This window comes from Bradyrhizobium sp. Pa8 (assembly GCF_052588265.1).
Genome location: NZ_CP176767.1, coordinates 1,610,802 through 1,626,902, shown reverse-complemented (window position 1 = coordinate 1,626,902; position 16,101 = coordinate 1,610,802). Strand labels below are relative to the sequence as shown.

Annotated in this window: 9 protein-coding genes and 1 pseudogene; 7 read left to right on the top strand and 3 right to left on the bottom strand. The window is 57.0% G+C overall.

The genetic code is table 11. The annotated features are described in order from the left end of the window. Nucleotides 1-947 precede the first annotated feature (947 nt). A complete protein-coding gene (locus ACKWRH_RS07390; RefSeq protein ID WP_445219948.1) occupies nt 948-4,028 on the bottom strand; it encodes a multidrug efflux RND transporter permease subunit in 3,081 nt (1,026 codons plus the stop codon). A 1,105-nt stretch (nt 4,029-5,133) separates the two neighbouring features. On the opposite strand from ACKWRH_RS07390, the pseudogene ACKWRH_RS07385 reads away from it, so the two are divergent. Further along, a pseudogene (locus ACKWRH_RS07385) lies at nt 5,134-5,634 on the top strand (nodulation factor fucose acetyltransferase NolL); the annotation flags it as partial. Between the two features lie 788 nt (nt 5,635-6,422). Then, nucleotides 6,423-7,064, top strand: a complete 642-nt coding sequence (locus ACKWRH_RS07380) for a hypothetical protein (protein ID WP_445219947.1) — start codon at nt 6,423-6,425, stop codon at nt 7,062-7,064. A 154-nt stretch (nt 7,065-7,218) separates the two neighbouring features. On the opposite strand, the gene ACKWRH_RS07375 is transcribed toward ACKWRH_RS07380, so the two are convergent. Next, a protein-coding gene (locus tag ACKWRH_RS07375; protein ID WP_445219946.1) for an IS630 family transposase occupies nt 7,219-8,158 on the bottom strand; the annotation gives its coding sequence in 2 pieces (ribosomal slippage) (nt 7,219-7,821 and nt 7,823-8,158; 939 coding nt in all). Between the two features lie 1,928 nt (nt 8,159-10,086). Here ACKWRH_RS07375 and ACKWRH_RS07370 point away from each other — a divergent pair. From ACKWRH_RS07370 to ACKWRH_RS07360, 3 genes are read left to right on the top strand one after another with little or no spacing between them, the layout of a single operon-like run. Beyond that, on the top strand, nt 10,087-11,562 hold the full coding sequence (locus ACKWRH_RS07370) for an acetyl-CoA carboxylase biotin carboxylase subunit (RefSeq protein ID WP_445219945.1): 1,476 nt from the start codon (nt 10,087-10,089) through the stop codon (nt 11,560-11,562). A 1-nt stretch (nt 11,563) separates the two neighbouring features. Further along, nucleotides 11,564-12,067 carry an acetyl-CoA carboxylase biotin carboxyl carrier protein subunit gene (locus ACKWRH_RS07365; RefSeq protein WP_445219944.1) on the top strand — a complete coding sequence of 168 codons (504 nt, stop codon included), beginning with the start codon at nt 11,564-11,566 and terminating at the stop codon, nt 12,065-12,067. A 1-nt stretch (nt 12,068) separates the two neighbouring features. Next, on the top strand, nt 12,069-13,676 hold the full coding sequence (locus ACKWRH_RS07360) for an acyl-CoA carboxylase subunit beta (protein ID WP_445219943.1): 1,608 nt from the start codon (nt 12,069-12,071) through the stop codon (nt 13,674-13,676). Nucleotides 13,677-13,922: 246 nt separating this feature from the next. Here ACKWRH_RS07360 and ACKWRH_RS07355 read toward each other — a convergent pair whose 3' ends face one another. Then, complete coding sequence (locus ACKWRH_RS07355; protein WP_445219942.1) at nt 13,923-14,216, bottom strand: hypothetical protein; 294 nt, start codon at nt 14,214-14,216, stop codon at nt 13,923-13,925. A 415-nt stretch (nt 14,217-14,631) separates the two neighbouring features. Between ACKWRH_RS07355 and ACKWRH_RS07350 the strand changes: the two genes are divergently transcribed. Beyond that, nucleotides 14,632-15,381: a hypothetical protein gene (locus ACKWRH_RS07350; RefSeq protein ID WP_445219941.1), complete on the top strand. Its 750-nt coding sequence runs from the start codon at nt 14,632-14,634 to the stop codon at nt 15,379-15,381. Nucleotides 15,382-15,414: 33 nt separating this feature from the next. Further along, a complete protein-coding gene (locus ACKWRH_RS07345; RefSeq protein ID WP_445222338.1) occupies nt 15,415-16,086 on the top strand; it encodes a hypothetical protein in 672 nt (223 codons plus the stop codon). Nucleotides 16,087-16,101: the final 15 nt, after the last annotated feature.

The following is a 16,101-nucleotide window of genomic DNA, read 5'->3' as shown; positions in this document are numbered from 1 at the left end:
AAATGACCATGGCCGGCCGCGCGTAGTCCACGCCCTAATCACTAACGATCACGCCTTGCCGAGACTCTTCTCCCAACTCATATCTCAGACCACTAGCTTTCCACCCGTTTGTACAGCGGGATTGGTATCGTCAGGTTCTATAGGCAGAGTGAACTGAAAGACCGCGCCTCGGGTCTCTGTCGCGCTCGCCCACATCCATCCAAAGCGCGAGCACTTGAACCTCATTCCTAATTGGAAACTCGGTCGCTCCGCCTTCGTTCATATGCCATCCAAGGTTGCTTCTTCTCAGTGGTGTTCATCATGTCCGCAGCCCGCGTCCGCGCGATTCGCTGGCGCCAAGACCGCCATTGGCGCGCGATCGCCTAGGGCCTGATGAAGGCGCCGCTCATTGTGGAAGTCCATCCATTCCGCGATGCCCGCGACGACTCGCGCCCTTCGGCATAGGCTTTAAGCTAGAGGGTCCTCTTTGAGAAACGCCACGGCCGCTCGATGAACACGTTGTCCGTCCATCCAACGCCCGCGGCCGTCCACCGAAATCGCAACGCCGGCCACCGCCAGCGCATCGGTGAAGGCCGCGGACGTAAGCTGCGGGCCGTGGCTCCCGCAGGGACAGGTTTGTCGTCATCTTTGTCATCGCCATGTTGATTGAAGGCGAGCGGCGGCATCCTTCCTGCACGCGCGCCATTCGTTCACGCTGTCACTTCCGAAGCTATTGCTCATACGCTTCGCGCTCGAGCCGCGCCCGCCATACCTAGTCGTTCTCGTCGAGCCAGCGATAGATAGAGGCGAAGCGCAGCAGCCGCGGATGATCGTTCGTGTCCGTCCGCGCTACGAACTGAAGCCACCCAGTGCGGTCAAGTCCCCGCGATCGGTGACCAGCGCCCTACCTAGAGCAGCAATCGAGCGAACCCAGGTTGATCATCAGCGTCATCGCTCGGCGAGGTGGATCAGCTGTCTATGAGGTCGAGCTCGGCGGCGTTCTTGGCATGGTGCGCACTCGCGTCGGGGCGGTGATCGGACGCGATCGCGACATAAACAGCCGGCAGCACGAAGAGCGTGAACAGCGTGCCGATTGTCATGCCCGCTACGACCACAAGCCCTATCGAGAAGCGGCTCGCGGCGCCAGCACCCGTTGCGGTCAGCAAGGGTAAAAGGCCCGTGACCATCGCCGCAGTGGTCATCAAGATTGGACGGAGTCGGACGCGCGCCGCCACCTCGATGGCCGAGCGACGATCAAGTCTCTTCTTGAGCTGTAGCTCATTTGCAAACTCGACCATCAGGATACCATGCTTGGAAATCAGGCCGATCAGTGTCAGCAGTCCGACCTGAGTGTAGATGTTCATCGTCGCCGCGCCAAAAAATAGCGGGATCAAAGCGCCGACGATTGCCATCGGCACGCTGACCATGATGATGAGAGGATCGCGCAGGCTTTCGAACTGCGCCGCAAGCACCAAGAAAATGATGATGAGTGCAAACGCAAACGTAACGGCAAGTTGGTTACCTTCCCGCACATATTGGCGGGCATCGGCGAGGAAGTCGTGGTTGAAGGCTGCGGGCAGACCCTTTGCCTGCCCGTCCAAGAAGTCCACAGCTTGACCGATCGTGACGCCGGGCATCGGTACCGCCTGGAAGGTTGCGGAGTTGAGTTGGTTGTAGTGGGTGAGCGCATTAGGATCGGTCGCAGTCTCAATGGAGACCACAGTTGACAGCGGCAGCATCGCGCCCGTCGCAGCCTTTACATAAAATTTCCCGAGTGATTCCGGCGTTAGGCGACTCTCGCGCGGCACCTGCGGGATCACCTGGTAGGAGCGGCCTTGTAGATTGAAGCGGTTGACGTTGTTTCCGCCAAATAGGGTCGCGAGCGCGCTACCGATGTTCTGCATTGTGATGCCTAGATCATTGGCCTTAGAACGATCTACCTTGATTCGCACCGCCGGCTGGTTGAATTCAAGATCAGAGTCGCTGACCATGAACAGACCGCTCTTGCGCGCGGCATCCTTCAACTTCGACATCTGCTCATAGATGGGCTGGAAACCCAGCGTCGAGTTGATCACCATCTGCACTGGCAAGCCGCCCGGACCGCCCGGAAGCGGCGGCAGACTAAAGGCAAATGCATTGATGCCTTCGACTTTGGACAGCTCCGCCTGCACTAACGACTTCAGCGCGATCGACGATCGCTTGCGCTCGTCCCAAGGCTTGAGCAACATGCCGGCCATGCCACCCTGCGGACCGCTGGTGCCGTTGAGCACGAAGCGCAAGTCGGTCTCGGCAAACTTCTGAAACGCTTTGTCGAGCTTGGCGCCGTAATAGTCGAGATAGTCGATATTGGCGTATTTCGGCGCCTTAGTCAGTGCAAATACGATGCCCTGATCCTCCTCGGGTGCGAGTTCCTTGGAAGTATGCATGTAAAGAAAGCCGACGAGGCCTAGCATGGTCAGCGCAACCAGCCCGGTAACCGGGCGATAGTCGAGCGAGCGGTCGAGCTTGCGGCCGTACCAGCGTGTCATGGCACCGAACAGGCGGTTTACAACTTTCGCAAATCGCCCCTCCTCAGCACTTTTCAGCAAAACTGAGCACATCATCGGCGACAGCGTCAACGCGATCACGCCCGACACGATCACCGACCCCGCCAGCGTAAACGCGAATTCGCGAAACAGCGCACCTGTGAGACCGCCGAGAAAGCCGATGGGCGCGTACACAGCGGCCAGCGAAATCGTCATTGATACAACGGGGCCGACGATCTCGCGCGCCCCTTCCTTAGCGGCCTGCGCGGGCGTCGCGCCTGCTTCCAGATGGCGATGAATGTTCTCTACCACGACGATCGCGTCATCGACCACCAGGCCGATCGCAAGCACCATCGCGAGGAGGGTCAGGAGATTGAATGAAAACCCCAGCGCCAGCATCATGCTGCAGGCTCCGACGAGTGACAGCGGAATGGTGACTACGGGAATGATGACCGACCGCAGCGAGGCGAGGAACAGGAAGATCACCACCACAACGATTGCAACGGACTCAATGAGCGTCTTCTCCACCTCATCGATCGACGATTGTATGAATCTTGTGGAGTCGTAGGCCACTTTCATTTTCACCGATGGTGGCAAGTTGCGCTCCATCTCTGGAAGCAATGCCCGAACGCCTCGCACTATATTCAGCGGATTTCCTTGCGGGCTCGCCTGCACGCCGATAAAGATTGCGTGCTCGCCGTTCATGGCAACGCTGACGTCGGTGGTCTGTGCGGCAAGCTCGACTGTCGCAATGTCCTCTATTCGAACAAAGCCGCCGTCATTGGCTTTGACGACCATGCTCTTGAAGTCATCGACACTCCGCAGATCAGTATTGGCCGTCACGTCAGAGACTATGAAATAGCCCTTAGCCTGACCGGCTGCGGCCGGGAAGTTATTGGCGGCGATTGCAGCCGAAACATCAGCCGGTGACACGCCGTGCCCCGCCATTCTCGCCGGATCGAGCCATAGCCGCATCGCAAGACTTTGACCGCCCAGGATGTCTGCCGCTGCCACGCCGTCTACGGTTGACAGAACCGGTTGGACCACGCGCGAGAGATAGTCGGAGATAGCGCTGGCCGTCAGTTCCTCGCTGGAGAAGCCGATATACATAACGGCTGTCGTCTGGCCGGTAGATTTGGTGACGACCGGATCGTTCGCTTCCTTCGGGATCAAATATCTGACCGAGTTGACCTTCGAGAGCACTTCGGTGAGCGCTTCGTTCGGATCGAAATTGAGTTTGATGTAGACCTGGATCGTCGAGGTACCGAGCACCGAGGAGGACGTTGTGTAGTCGACGCCCTCGGCCGAAGCGACCGCCTGCTCCAACGGGGTCGTGATGAACCCCTGGATCATGTCCGCGGAGGCGCCCGGATAGGAGGTTGTGATATTGACAACTGTGTTCGACAGCTTGGGATACTGCCGGATCGGCAGAACGGTGGCCGCGCGAAGGCCGATCAGCAGGATCAGAAGACTGACCACGATCGATAATACCGGACGTTTGATGAAAAGTTCGGTAAAAGCCATCGCGACGCTCAAATTCAACAGACTGATGTCAATTTGCGAGCAAATCAGGCCACCGCTACGGTCATAGATGCGGCGACTGCGACTATTCCCTCAGCAAGAGAAAGCAGGGTCGGTTGCTCTAAACGCATGTGTTCTTAGGCAACACATCAACCCTCTACAGGGTCAATCGCCCGGTGGTCCGGCTCGACACACTGGAGCAGAGCATTTAGGCAACCCCGAAGAAAACGCCCGCAACCAGTCCCGGCGCAGCAGCCAATATCCAAGCTCATTGGGATCTGGCTTCTGCAGGAACGAAGCGGCGCGTTGATGGACCTCCAACGCGGAAGTGCGTTCGCGCATTTCCGTCAACTTCGTCCTTACGCCTCAATGGCACGTAACAACCTCCAGCAAACATATCAAGTCGGGTTCAGGCTTTGTGCCGCACGCCGATTGCGTCGAATGATCCCGCTTCGAATCAAGAGTACAAACAACTCGACGGGCGGCTCAACTCTACAAAGGTAAGAGGGCGATATAGAATAGGTTGCTAAACCTATACGAAGGTTTGTCGACACGCGACGACCGCCTGCGCCGCGCGAGACTTGCGACGAGATCCCGGCGCCGAGATCGATCGGCCCCACAGGCGTTCTAGCGGCCAGATATGCCGATCATGGCCGCCGTCCCACAATCTAAATGTGAGCCGCTCGACGAGCGCCTCATCCTACTCAAAGCGCCAACGAGCACGATCGCGAATTACCGAACACTAGCGATCGGCAAATTCGGTCCGCGCGACCTCACGAGCGCTTTCTAAGGAACCGGAGCAGATATCAGCGTATCAGCGCACGAGGATCGTTTTGGATTCGCACAGGATCCACTGCTATGACGGGCGATCAGGCCGTATCCGAAAGCCTTGAATCCAAAGGAGTCTCATGCATCGCATCTTCGCCGCTCTGAAGACTCGCGGTTATCTTCCATTGAGAAGACAATAGGGCAGGCCGAAAGCGCACAATCTGCGACGGCGTATGCACGGAACAAACGATTCCAGTTTGATGACTGATCAAATAGCAACAGCGTCGACAGAACGCACCTCGCGCTCTGCCAAGAGAGAACTGCGTTTTGAGTTCGCTAATGGCGAACGAGCATCCTATTACGCCATCGGTCGCTTTTACTTCTCTTACTCCTTGGCCTGGCTTGCGTGTGCTTCCTTGCTTGGGACAGGGAGACTTACGCCTGCAACAATTTGTTCTAATTCACGATGCACGGTCGGCCAAACAAGTGTTGCTGATGTTCGCTGGCTCTGCCAGCGGTCGCAGTGGAGGTGGTGCTGCAATGCTGGAAATTTGGCCGCTCAAGTCGGTTAGCTCGCTTTGTCGCGGTGGACCTGGGTCAGAGCACTCTGCTGCTCGACCTCCTTCAAGCAAGCCGCTTCCGTCTCAGGGACCTGGTCCAGTTTGGAGAACTCTGAGATGTCTCGACCAGACTCGCCGCCGCGATTGCGCTTGGTGTGACGATTGTTGTTACTGCGACGGGCGTTTGCCGGATTGTGGACTACTTTGGATTAATGTCGCGAATTGTTGTCGGAGCGCCGCCACTCTCGGGTCTGCTAAAGGCACAATCTGTCCCTACTTAGGCCAGTGAACCAAAGTTCGCCAATTGAGACTTGCGACGGAAACGCTTGGCAAAGCCATACTCTGCATCTAGCGTCGCTGACACAAGCGCAAAAGGCGTTATGCTGCCGCACCGACGAGCGGCGATCAGTCCGAGCACCGAATGGACCGGCGACTACCTGGCATTGCATCGTCCCTGACCAAGCTCTTATCGCTGACGCTGGTTAGCAATCATCTCTTTATCTAGTGATCAAGGCGTTTGCTGTCGCCATTCCGTCTCAATCCACTGCGCGACTCCCGTCCCTGAAGTCCGTCTCCTGCACGGGCGATCATTTTCTCTTGCTCAACCTGGGCTGGGCCTTGCACGAGAACACTCGATTCTGAGCCGACCATCCGGCATCTTCTCGCTCCCGGCGCCAAGCTCGACCAGATCGCGATCGAACTGCGCGTTGCCCCCACATCAGCGGACTCACGCCGTTGGAACTGCCGCCGACGGACCCAGGATAACGTCATCGTCGCTCCATTCATCCAAGAGGTGAATGCGCTCCATCATAACAATCTATTTTACCGATCTTATTGAACGCTGCTAGTCAAAGCAGCGGTTGAGCTCGGGGTTGGTGTGGGTCGTGTGGATTAATCGTCGACTGTTGAGGCAGTTGCTGCAGATGGACCAGTTTGTCTGCCGCTCAACTTTAGCTCCAAAATGGCCTTTCGAACGGTTGTCAGCGACCAGCCGGCAACCACCCGCGCGCTGGACGCCAGCGCGACGCAACAGACAATTCCATGTGCCAGAACGATGCATGAGGCAACCATGACTATGACAGTGTACGGGTCCAGAAAATCGAGGGCAGTGGAGCGCCTGAACCAAGCCTATCGAGTGATGGCATTTTGTTTTCTTACGCAACTCCTTCGATATTTCGCTCTTCCTCTACGCGCTTTGGCCAACTCATCTCCCATTCAACTGAAAGCTGATGCTGATCCACATACCCCGCCTGCACCACCGCCTGGAGAACATGCTCGCCACGTTCGTCGCTGCAGTTCGCGTATTCAATACCTTAAGCAGAGCATAGAGCTACAAGTCGAAGAGATTGCTAGACTTATCTGCGATGACGAGAGCGCGCTTGAAGCGACCCGGCTCCTCAATGCACTCACAAGCGAGCTGGTAGCGGCGAAACTCGGTATTTGTCCGGAACTCAACGAACAAGCCGACAGTGCAGTCATAGCAAGGAGCGCGAACCGTCTCCAACAGGAGCACGGCAAACTGTACGAGCCCGAACAGCTTTCGACGCTGGGACGGCTTTTTGACGAAGCAGTCTTGGCGCTACCCGCAAGCATGCGAACCCCTTCCAACCGCGCAGAGATTGCCAAACTCATTTTTGGACGTGTATCTATTACCCAAGTCGAACTGGGTCTTCTTATTAAGTTGATAATCGCCCTTGTCGCTGTCGCTTGATATAATGAATAGCCTGCTGCGCGGCGCCATCTCGCAACAGAGTCAAGCGCTGGCGCTACTCAACAGACGTCGAGCTGCCTTCACATCAATGTAGACGGCTCGAGACTTCCGAGGTGACCTTCAGCAGATCGCGGACTTCTAAAGCGTGATGGCATTAAGTTCGATAGCCTGAATTTTTGAGGTAGTTGGCACATTCCTCGGGGATGAAGGCATCGAGCGCGTGTCCGATTGCGGCGCAGACCGCATCGACGGTTCGCGCGGCCGCTTTACGAAGCAAGTGCTTGAGCTTGGCAAAGACTTGCTCGATCGGGTTTAGGTCGGGCGAATATTTTGGCAGGAAGAAGAGCTTGGCGCCGACCGAACGGATGAGTTGGCGAACTGCTTTGCTCTTGTGGCTGCCGAGGTTGTCCAAGACGATGATATCGCCGGGTCGACGGACGGGCAGCAGAACCTTGTCAACATAGGTCCGAAAGCTCACACCGTCGATCGGCCCCTCGATGAACCATGGCGCATCGATCCGGTCATGACGCAGGGCAGCCAGGAAGGTCATGGTCTTCCAGCGCCCGTGGGGAACCTTGGCGTGAAGTCTGTGCCCGCGCGGCGCCCATCCCCGCAAAGGGGCCATATCGGTCCGCGTCCAGGTCTCGTCGATGAAGACCAGCCGCTCAGCTTCAACGCGATTTTGATATTTTGCCCACTGGCTTCGCCGCCGTGCCACCTCGGGACTATCGCGTTCGCCAGCCGCCACGCTTTTTTTTGAAGCTGAGCTTCTCGGCATGTACGAAGTCCCACACCGAGTGGTAGTCGACCTTCAGACCGCGGCCCGCAAGCTCGGCAACGAGCCCGCGTATGGTGAAATCGCCGTCCTTGATCCGCTGTGATAGCCAGACCGCGTGCTCGCCCGAAACCGCCTTCGGCTTATGACCACCCATCTGGCCAGGCTCAACGCTGCCGGTCTCATCGACCCGCTTCATCCAGCCAATGGCGGTGCTAATCGCCACCCCAAACTGCTTGGCGGCCTGATTGCGGGACATCCCGCCCTCGATCGAAGACACGACTCGCTTGCGAAGATCTAGAGAATAAGGCTTGCCCATCCGCTTGCTCGTAGCGACTCAGCTTGCGAACGTTCAACTGACTGCTCGAATCACGGCGAGAACAACGGCTAGCCACGTGGCGACGCAGAACGACAAGACGACCCGCCATGTCTTTGCCCTGACTCGATCGCGCCAGTTGACTAGCTCCGACGCGCAACCCGTGAAGCGGCGTCCCCGCACAACGTCGATCATCTGACTGTAGTCGTGAAACTCAAACTGTGCGCGATGCTTGCGGATGTACCTGATCCGATCCTGAGGTGAGAAGCAGTAGGCCCATATCTTTTGAGCCTTCTCTTGATCGCCGTCCTTAAGCCGGCCGCATTTATCAACTAGCGGGTAATCGGCCGCCAGATTCACGATGTTATGCTCCATGCCGAGAGCGCAAGTAGGGAGCGTGTGCAATTGGAGAAAGCGCCATTGAAGCACGGTGCGTACCTTTCATATTCCTCGCTCCAAACCTACAGTGTGACGTTACGTGAGATTCAAGCTCATTCCCGGGACACTCACCAAATCTAGTGGGCCCCGCCTCCCCGCTGCTCTCATTAGTCAGCCTGAGGACATCGGCTTCCAATTGGTTACGTAGCAATCGCGAACGGCGACGTTAGGCCGACAGCGGGTGTTCGGCTCGCCTCGCAAGCGCCGCCACTTCTCATGCCATCGTCTCTGCCTATCTCGTCGTCCTCATCAAACTGGTGCGGACGGACGGAGAACCGAACGTTTTTGCCTTTGGTCCGCACGTTGCGGCTGCCTGGCGACAGAGCTGCGACGCCAGCTTCTGTCTCGCAATCTCTCAGGATCTCGACCACGGTGCACCGCGATTTGGCGGGGTGAGCCGCGAGATCGTCTTTCTTCTTCTTTGTCTCCTTGCACTCTAGAACATTGTTGCGAATGAAGCGGCTGCCATACGAATTCACATAATTTCGTCAGGCGAGCCTCTCGAAGGACTTGAATCGTACGCAGCGTCAGATTGTACGGTCTCGAACAAGTGGCGGCGGTCTCTGGCGAGGCCGACGTCTCCAAGTAAGTTCAAGGATCACCAATGTCTCAGCCCGTTCAGGTTTGCGCCGTACGATACTATCAGGATCCGAAAGCCCTCGCCCGAAGGTCTGATTGCCGACCTCCTCTATACGTTGAATTTCCCACCGTGTTTGGCTCCTCCGATACGGCACCGCTCCTAGGCGCCTCGGGGACGTCCGACACAGTACATTGTGCTGACAATAATGGACGTGCAGTGCATACCGAGAAGCGTGTAGCGATTGTCTCTCCTCTGTTCCTTTCGGATGCATCCGAGCTCAACTTGCACTGACCTCACCATGGCTCGGAACCGACGCCTCGCCCGGTACGCTCGAGATGCACACCACTGCCACGAGCGTCGTCAACCTGAGCCTTTGGCCTGCTTTACAGAAGCCGTTAAGTGTCCTGCACGACATTCAATCCGGCGCCAACTACCTATCAAAGAGGATATCGTGAATCGAAGGCACCGTCCCCTCCCTCGTTGGACCTATAGAGCAGGCTGCCATGCAGCAGCTGTCATCGTTCTTGCGACTTTGAACGCTCTGACGCCCGAACGCTCCGTCGCCCGAGATCGAACGGGGACCGAGCAGGAGCGGAGCGCTTGCACCGCGGACGTGTTCCGGCTGTGTAGCAGTGTCATACCGAATGTCGAGGCGATCACTGCTTGTCTCCGAACCAACGTCACCACCTTGAGCGACCAGTGTCGCTACGTAATGTCAGGGCAGGATGGCGCAAAAGTAAAAGCCGGCTCGAAATGACCGCATCGCGCAGCTTCGATCGGTCGCGCTGACCTCCCCCCGCCTGATGAAGAGTGGTCCCTGGTATTTCGCCTTATCTGCCTAGCGCGGACAGTTGCTTTTAGATCCCCAGCTCTTGAACGTCGGAACTCCGACCTTGTTTGGATGAATAGGCGAATGCAGACACTACCCTTTGATACAGTTTTGATCGCCAATAGAGGCGAGATTGCTGTGCGCATCATCAAGACGTTGCGCAGGTTAGGGTTGCGATCAGCAATCGTCTACCACGATGTCGATGCGGGGACGCCTGCCGTTTCTATGGCAGACACCGCAATCGCCATAGATGGTTGCTCCCCTATCGCAGCCTATCTTGATTTCGAGAAAATCATCGCTGCAGCCGGCAGAGCAAATGCCGGCGCCTTGCATCCTGGATATGGATTCTTGTCGGAGAGCTCGCAATTCGCGAGGGCCGTTTCGAGGGCAGGCATTGCATTCATCGGACCAACCTCCGAAAGCATCGAACTAATGGGCGATAAAATCCACGCACGCAGATTTGTTCAGCGGAATGGATTTCCGGTCGCACCTTCGGCGATTGAAGAAGACGATCCAGAGACCTTCCCTTCCAGAGCGCGAGCCCTTGGCTCACCTTTGCTGGTGAAACCTTCAGCGGGGGGCGGCGGCAAGGGCATGCAGATTGTGCGCAATCTCGACACCCTTGAGGATGCGATCGCTCAAGCACGTCGTGAGGGGTTGCGGTACTTCGGTGATGGCCGCCTTTACGTCGAGCGATATGTTGAAAGGCCACGCCACATCGAAGTGCAGGTGCTAGGCGATTGCTTCGGAAATATGGTCCATCTTTTCGAACGAGAGTGTTCGGTGCAACGTCGATTCCAGAAGATCATTGAGGAGACGCCCTCGCCTGCCTTGTTGCCACAGTTACGGAAACGGATCTGCGAAACGGGGGTCGGCATCGCTCGTAGCGCCAACTATCGAAACGCTGGAACTGTCGAATTCATCTTGGATGGAAATGAATTCTATTTTCTTGAGATGAACGCCCGACTTCAAGTTGAGCATCCCGTGACGGAGATGGTCACGGGTATCGATCTCGTAGCCGAACAACTCAAAATCGCTGCCGGTCGCGCACTTAGCTTTTCACAATCCGATATCGTCTCCAAAGGCCACGCGATTGAGTCCAGGCTATATGCCGAAGCTCCTAATCGCGACTACGCTCCAACGACCGGCAAGATACTCATGCTGGAGTACCCACAGAGCGAGGGCCTACGAATTGACAGCGGCATCGTCCAAGGTCAGCCGATCACGACGGCATTCGATCCCATGCTCGCAAAGGTCGTCGTGCATTCGACCACGCGCCGAGATGCTGCATTGAAGTTGGAGCGCGTAATGCGCGAGTTGGTGCTTCTTGGCTGCGAGACAAACGCAGATTTTCTTGCGCGTGTGCTCGCAGACGAGACGTTCTTGAGCGGACAGATCCATACCGGTTATCTCGACGAAAATCCGCACCTGGCCGTCGGCCAATCTGCGATCGACCTCCCCGCCGTCCTCGCAGCCGCCGCGCTGCTGACTAGGTCCGTTCGCGACTCAGCAGACGCCGTGCCCATGCTCCACGCAGAGCTCGGCAAGTGGAGAAACTGACATGAAGCACTCCTTTGCGCTTGATGTCGAGACCTATGAACTATGGCTTTCGCCTGGGCAGCACGGCTATCGCCTTCACTTGAACGACGAGGTAATTGCACCGGTGGCATTTTCACATCAGCTCGACGGCAGCGGTATTCTCGCCATTGCAGGCGATACCGTCCCGGTCAAATTCGCAATCCACGGCGATATGCTTCACCTGCATATCCGTGGCAGGACGCACATATTGAGATACCGTGATCAATTGCGAACGCTCGCTTGCTCCGACGAAGAGTCGAATCATCTTGTGGCGCGCGCACCGATGCCTGGCGTCGTCATTGCGACCAGGGTTTCGCGTGGCGATGTTGTTTCCGCGGGCGCGACACTCATGCTAGTCGAGAGCATGAAGCTGGAATTCGTCGTACGCGCCCCTCGGAGCGGTGTGGTTGAGCGCATTCATTTTAAGGTTGGCGAAAGCTTCGAGCGCGACTCCGCGCTGGTTACGTTTTCGGAGGAAGGACGCTGACATGCAGCGGATTGTTTCTCGGGCGGATACCGGCTCGCAAGATTTTCGCATCAACATGCTCCATAACCGACAGCTTGCGACCGAATTGAAAGAGCACCAGCGTTCCGCTCGTTTCGACCGACCAGCACGAGACCTTCAGCGTCTGCGACAGCAAAACAAACTATTCGTTCGTGATCGGATCGAGGCGCTTCTTGATCCCGAAACTCCGTTTCTCGAGCTTTCGACTCTAGCTGCCAACAACGCCTATGATGGAGAGGTGCCGGGCGCAGCGCAGGTCGTCGGCATCGGCATCGTAGCAGGTCGTGAGGTCATTGTGCATGCAGATGACGCCAGTGTGAAGGGTGGCGCGTGGTATCCGCTATCCGTGAAGAAGATCGTGCGGGCATTGGATATTGCGATTGAGAACCGCCTGATCGTGGTCCATCTGTGCGACTGCGCTGGCGGGTTCTTGCCTCTGCAGGCAGAGTTTTTCGCCGACCGCTACCACGCTGGTCGGATCCTGCGCAACCAAGCGATCCTCTCCAAGATGGGCGTGCCGCAGGTCGCGATTGTCATGGGGCACTGCACCGCGGGAGGGGCCTACGTACCGGCGCTGAGCGACTACAACATTATTGTGCAGGGCACCGGAGCCATCTTTCTCGGCGGGCCTCCAGTCGTAAAAGCCGCTACCGGAGAGGTCGTATCTGCCGAGGAGCTTGGTGGTGCGCGCATGCATACGAGCGTCTCGGGAACGAGTGACTACTTCGCGACATCCGAGATGCACGCGATTGCCATTGCGCGGGACCTGGTCGCTCGCATGAGTCGTCCGACGAAAGAAGCGATTGATCAATCCGCTTCGGAGCCCCCCGCCTACGATACCTCCGAGCTGTACGGCATCATTCCAAAGGATCCTCGCGTTCAGTTCGACATGCGGGAGATCATCGCGCGGCTCGTTGACGGCAGCCGATTCCATGAGTACCAGCCGCACTATGGCCAATCCCTGGTATGCGGTTTCGCGCGCCTCCATGGATATCAGATCGGCGTTATCGCAAACAACGGCGTGCTGCAGAACGAGAGCGTCCTAAAGGGCGCTCACTTCATCCAACTCTGCGATAAGAACCGGACGCCTTTGCTCTTCCTGCAGAATACCACCGGCTTCATGGTTGGACGGGAATACGAACAGCGAGGCATTACCAAGGACGGCGCCAAGCTCATCATGGCCGTCTCTGGAGCGTCGGTGCCCAAACTCACAGTGATCTGCAACGGCTCCCATGGAGCGGGAACATACGCCATGGCTGGCCGAGCCTTCGATCCACGCTTCATGTTTTCCTGGCCACAATCTCAGATTTCGGCCATGGGGGCAGAGCAAGCGGCTGGCGTGCTCACCCATGTCAAAGCAAGGCAATTGGCCCGCGAAGGAGGGCGTCTGTCCGACCAAGAATTGGCAGCCATTCGAGAGCCGATTCTGGAACAATATCGGGAGCGATCGAGTGCCTATTATGCAACTTCCGAGCTTTGGGATGACGGCATTCTTGATCCCGTAGATACCAGAAACGCGCTCTCGATCGCCTTGAGCGCTTCGCTCAATACCCGAATCGATGCCCCACATTATGGCGTTTTCAGAATGTAGCGCCAAGATTGGCGCGCCATGCAGGGGGCAACACAACATCACCTTCCGTCGGGCCGACGAATGCTGCGTCACAAAAGAGGGGGATTCGAATTCACCTTGGACGGACGTCTTCAATCTATCCGACGCGCTAACCTCTCTTCGACCGGAACGAACTCGTTTCCCGGCTAGAAAATGCTCACAGACCAACATACGCCGAAAGCCTGACCCATGCAGTGCCCGAAATGTCATGCCAATGATCAAACCGCATCACATGATCCCTGGAGCGGTCGTCCGGTGATCGCCTGCAAGGCCCGCGGAAACTTTGTTGAGTGCGAGTTCGCAGAGCGCGAGAGAGCATACGCCCTCGTCGCGAACGTCGTGGCATCCAGCTTGATCGGCGAGCGCAACGGTGGCGCTCTGCGCGTTGCAAGGGAGATCGTCGCAGCGCTTGAGAAAGGGGGCTTGACGATCCGTCGCGCTTAAAGCTGTACGAGCGAGCCGATGGGCGACACAGCTTTCCAGCACCTCGGCCGCAAAGCGGGTGTCGATGATTTCTCGCATCGCATCTGTGTGACCATAGCTGGCGCATCCAGAGGTCCGAGAAGCGACGGATCGTGACAAGCGCCCTTTGTCGCTGCGGTCGCAATCGTCCTCCCCGTCCCGCTCGGTCGATGCAGTTCTTCAAGAGATTCGGATGACGACGTCCGATTTCAGGTCACACCACGATAACTATTGCTGCCGCATACATACCCAAACGGAGAGAATGTGCTGATGGTCACGAAGCAACGCAAACGCAGACACGAACCGAGATCCGAGCGGTTCCGGCGGGGTGGTCCGCGGCGGCATACTCAACAATAGCGGCCGTCCTCACACAAATCGAACCATCTCCCGCCATAGTTGCGAAGGCGGGATCAGAGAAATGCTGATCGCGCGTAGCGCGGTGTAACGGGTTAAACAATATCTTGAAGGAAGCTCCATGGCAAAGCCAGTTGTGATTGTGGTCGGTGCGGATAAGGGTGGCGTCGGAAAAACGACCGTATCTCGGACGCTGCTGGATTATTTCAGCGCCAACAACGTTCAAACCCGCGCGTTTGACACCGAGTCGCCTCGCGGAACGCTGAAGCGCTTCCACCCCGCGATCACCGACATCGTGGATATGACGAAGACCGCGGACCAGATGAAGATCTTCGACACACTGAACTCGGGCCTATCCGTCACCGTGATCGACGTGCGCGCAGGACTGATGTCTCCATCGCTGGCGTCGCTGCGCGATATCGGCTTTTTGGACGCCGCGCGATCAGGCCAAATCACCTTTGCCGTATTCCATGTCTTGGGATCGTCTATCGCCTCACTGGATGAGATCGCCGAGACGAGCAACTTCATGGCCGGCGCGAAATATTTCCTCGTCAAGAACTTCATTAACGACACTCAGTTCTTTCAGTGGGATCAGTCGACGTACAATTCCTATTTCCACCGCATCAAAGACGCCACCGACCTGACGATCCCGAAGCTCAACGAAATGGCCTATGAACAGGTTGAGGTCGCCTCCGTCCCGTTCGTCAATTTCGTCGCGAACAAGGGACCGCACGACGATACAGAGACCTACTCCTTTGTGCTGCGCGGTTACGTCCGGCATTGGCTCGCCAATGTCTGGCGCGAGTATGATCGCATCAACCTGACAGACCTCGCTGGCGCCAAGTCAATGACCCGCGAGGGCGAAAGATAGTCCGTTGAGGACTTATGCCGCGCTGAAATCGCAATCTTGGTAACCCCGGTCTACATCATCTGCTCTGCGAGCCCGCAGGTCGGCAAGACGCTGATCGCGCGGCTCTTGAGCGAGTTTCTGCTGTTGAAGAACGGTACAGTTCTCTCCTTCGACATCAACCTGAGAGAGCCGTCTTTGCTCGACTACCTACCGACCATCACTGAGACGGCAGATATCATGGACACTTATGGCAAAATGCAGCTAGTTGATCGACTGATTCTCAACGATGGGATGGCCAAGGTTATCGACCTTGGCTTCCACGCCTTCGACGAGTTCTTCAAGATGTGCGGGGAGATCGGCTTCTTGAGCGAGGCGATACTGCACAACGTGGTGCCGATCATCCTGTTCGTAGCTGACGTCGACCGCGTCTCAGCGCGTTCCTACCAGATGCTACGGTGGCAGGTTCCGCCGCAGATTCTGATTACCGTTCACAACGAGTTCGTTGTCCGCGGCGAATTATTCGACGTCATGAATCGGGGCCGCGTGCTCCGGTTCGCGTCGCTGCCGATGTTTCTGAACACCTACATCAGTCGATTAGGCTTGTCTTTCACCGGCTATCTACGCCACGAGAAGGATTCCTCGACCGAACTGCATCAGTGGATTCGGCGGAGCTACACCATCTTTCGTGATCTCGAGTTGAGTGTGATGCCACAATGTTCGTTTTGAGCCGTGCCCTGCGGC

What these genes read in the sequence shown, in the direction of transcription:
- ACKWRH_RS07360 (WP_445219943.1), top strand. Translation starts at nt 12,069, where the DNA reads ATGCAGCGGATTGTTTCTCGGGCGGATACCGGCTCGCAAGATTTTCGC.
- ACKWRH_RS07390 (WP_445219948.1), bottom strand. Translation starts at nt 4,028, where the DNA reads ATGGCTTTTACCGAACTTTTCATCAAACGTCCGGTATTATCGATCGTG.
- ACKWRH_RS07370 (WP_445219945.1), top strand. Translation starts at nt 10,087, where the DNA reads ATGCAGACACTACCCTTTGATACAGTTTTGATCGCCAATAGAGGCGAG.
- ACKWRH_RS07355 (WP_445219942.1), bottom strand. Translation starts at nt 14,216, where the DNA reads ATGCGAGAAATCATCGACACCCGCTTTGCGGCCGAGGTGCTGGAAAGC.
- ACKWRH_RS07350 (WP_445219941.1), top strand. Translation starts at nt 14,632, where the DNA reads ATGGCAAAGCCAGTTGTGATTGTGGTCGGTGCGGATAAGGGTGGCGTC.
- ACKWRH_RS07380 (WP_445219947.1), top strand. Translation starts at nt 6,423, where the DNA reads ATGACTATGACAGTGTACGGGTCCAGAAAATCGAGGGCAGTGGAGCGC.
- ACKWRH_RS07365 (WP_445219944.1), top strand. Translation starts at nt 11,564, where the DNA reads ATGAAGCACTCCTTTGCGCTTGATGTCGAGACCTATGAACTATGGCTT.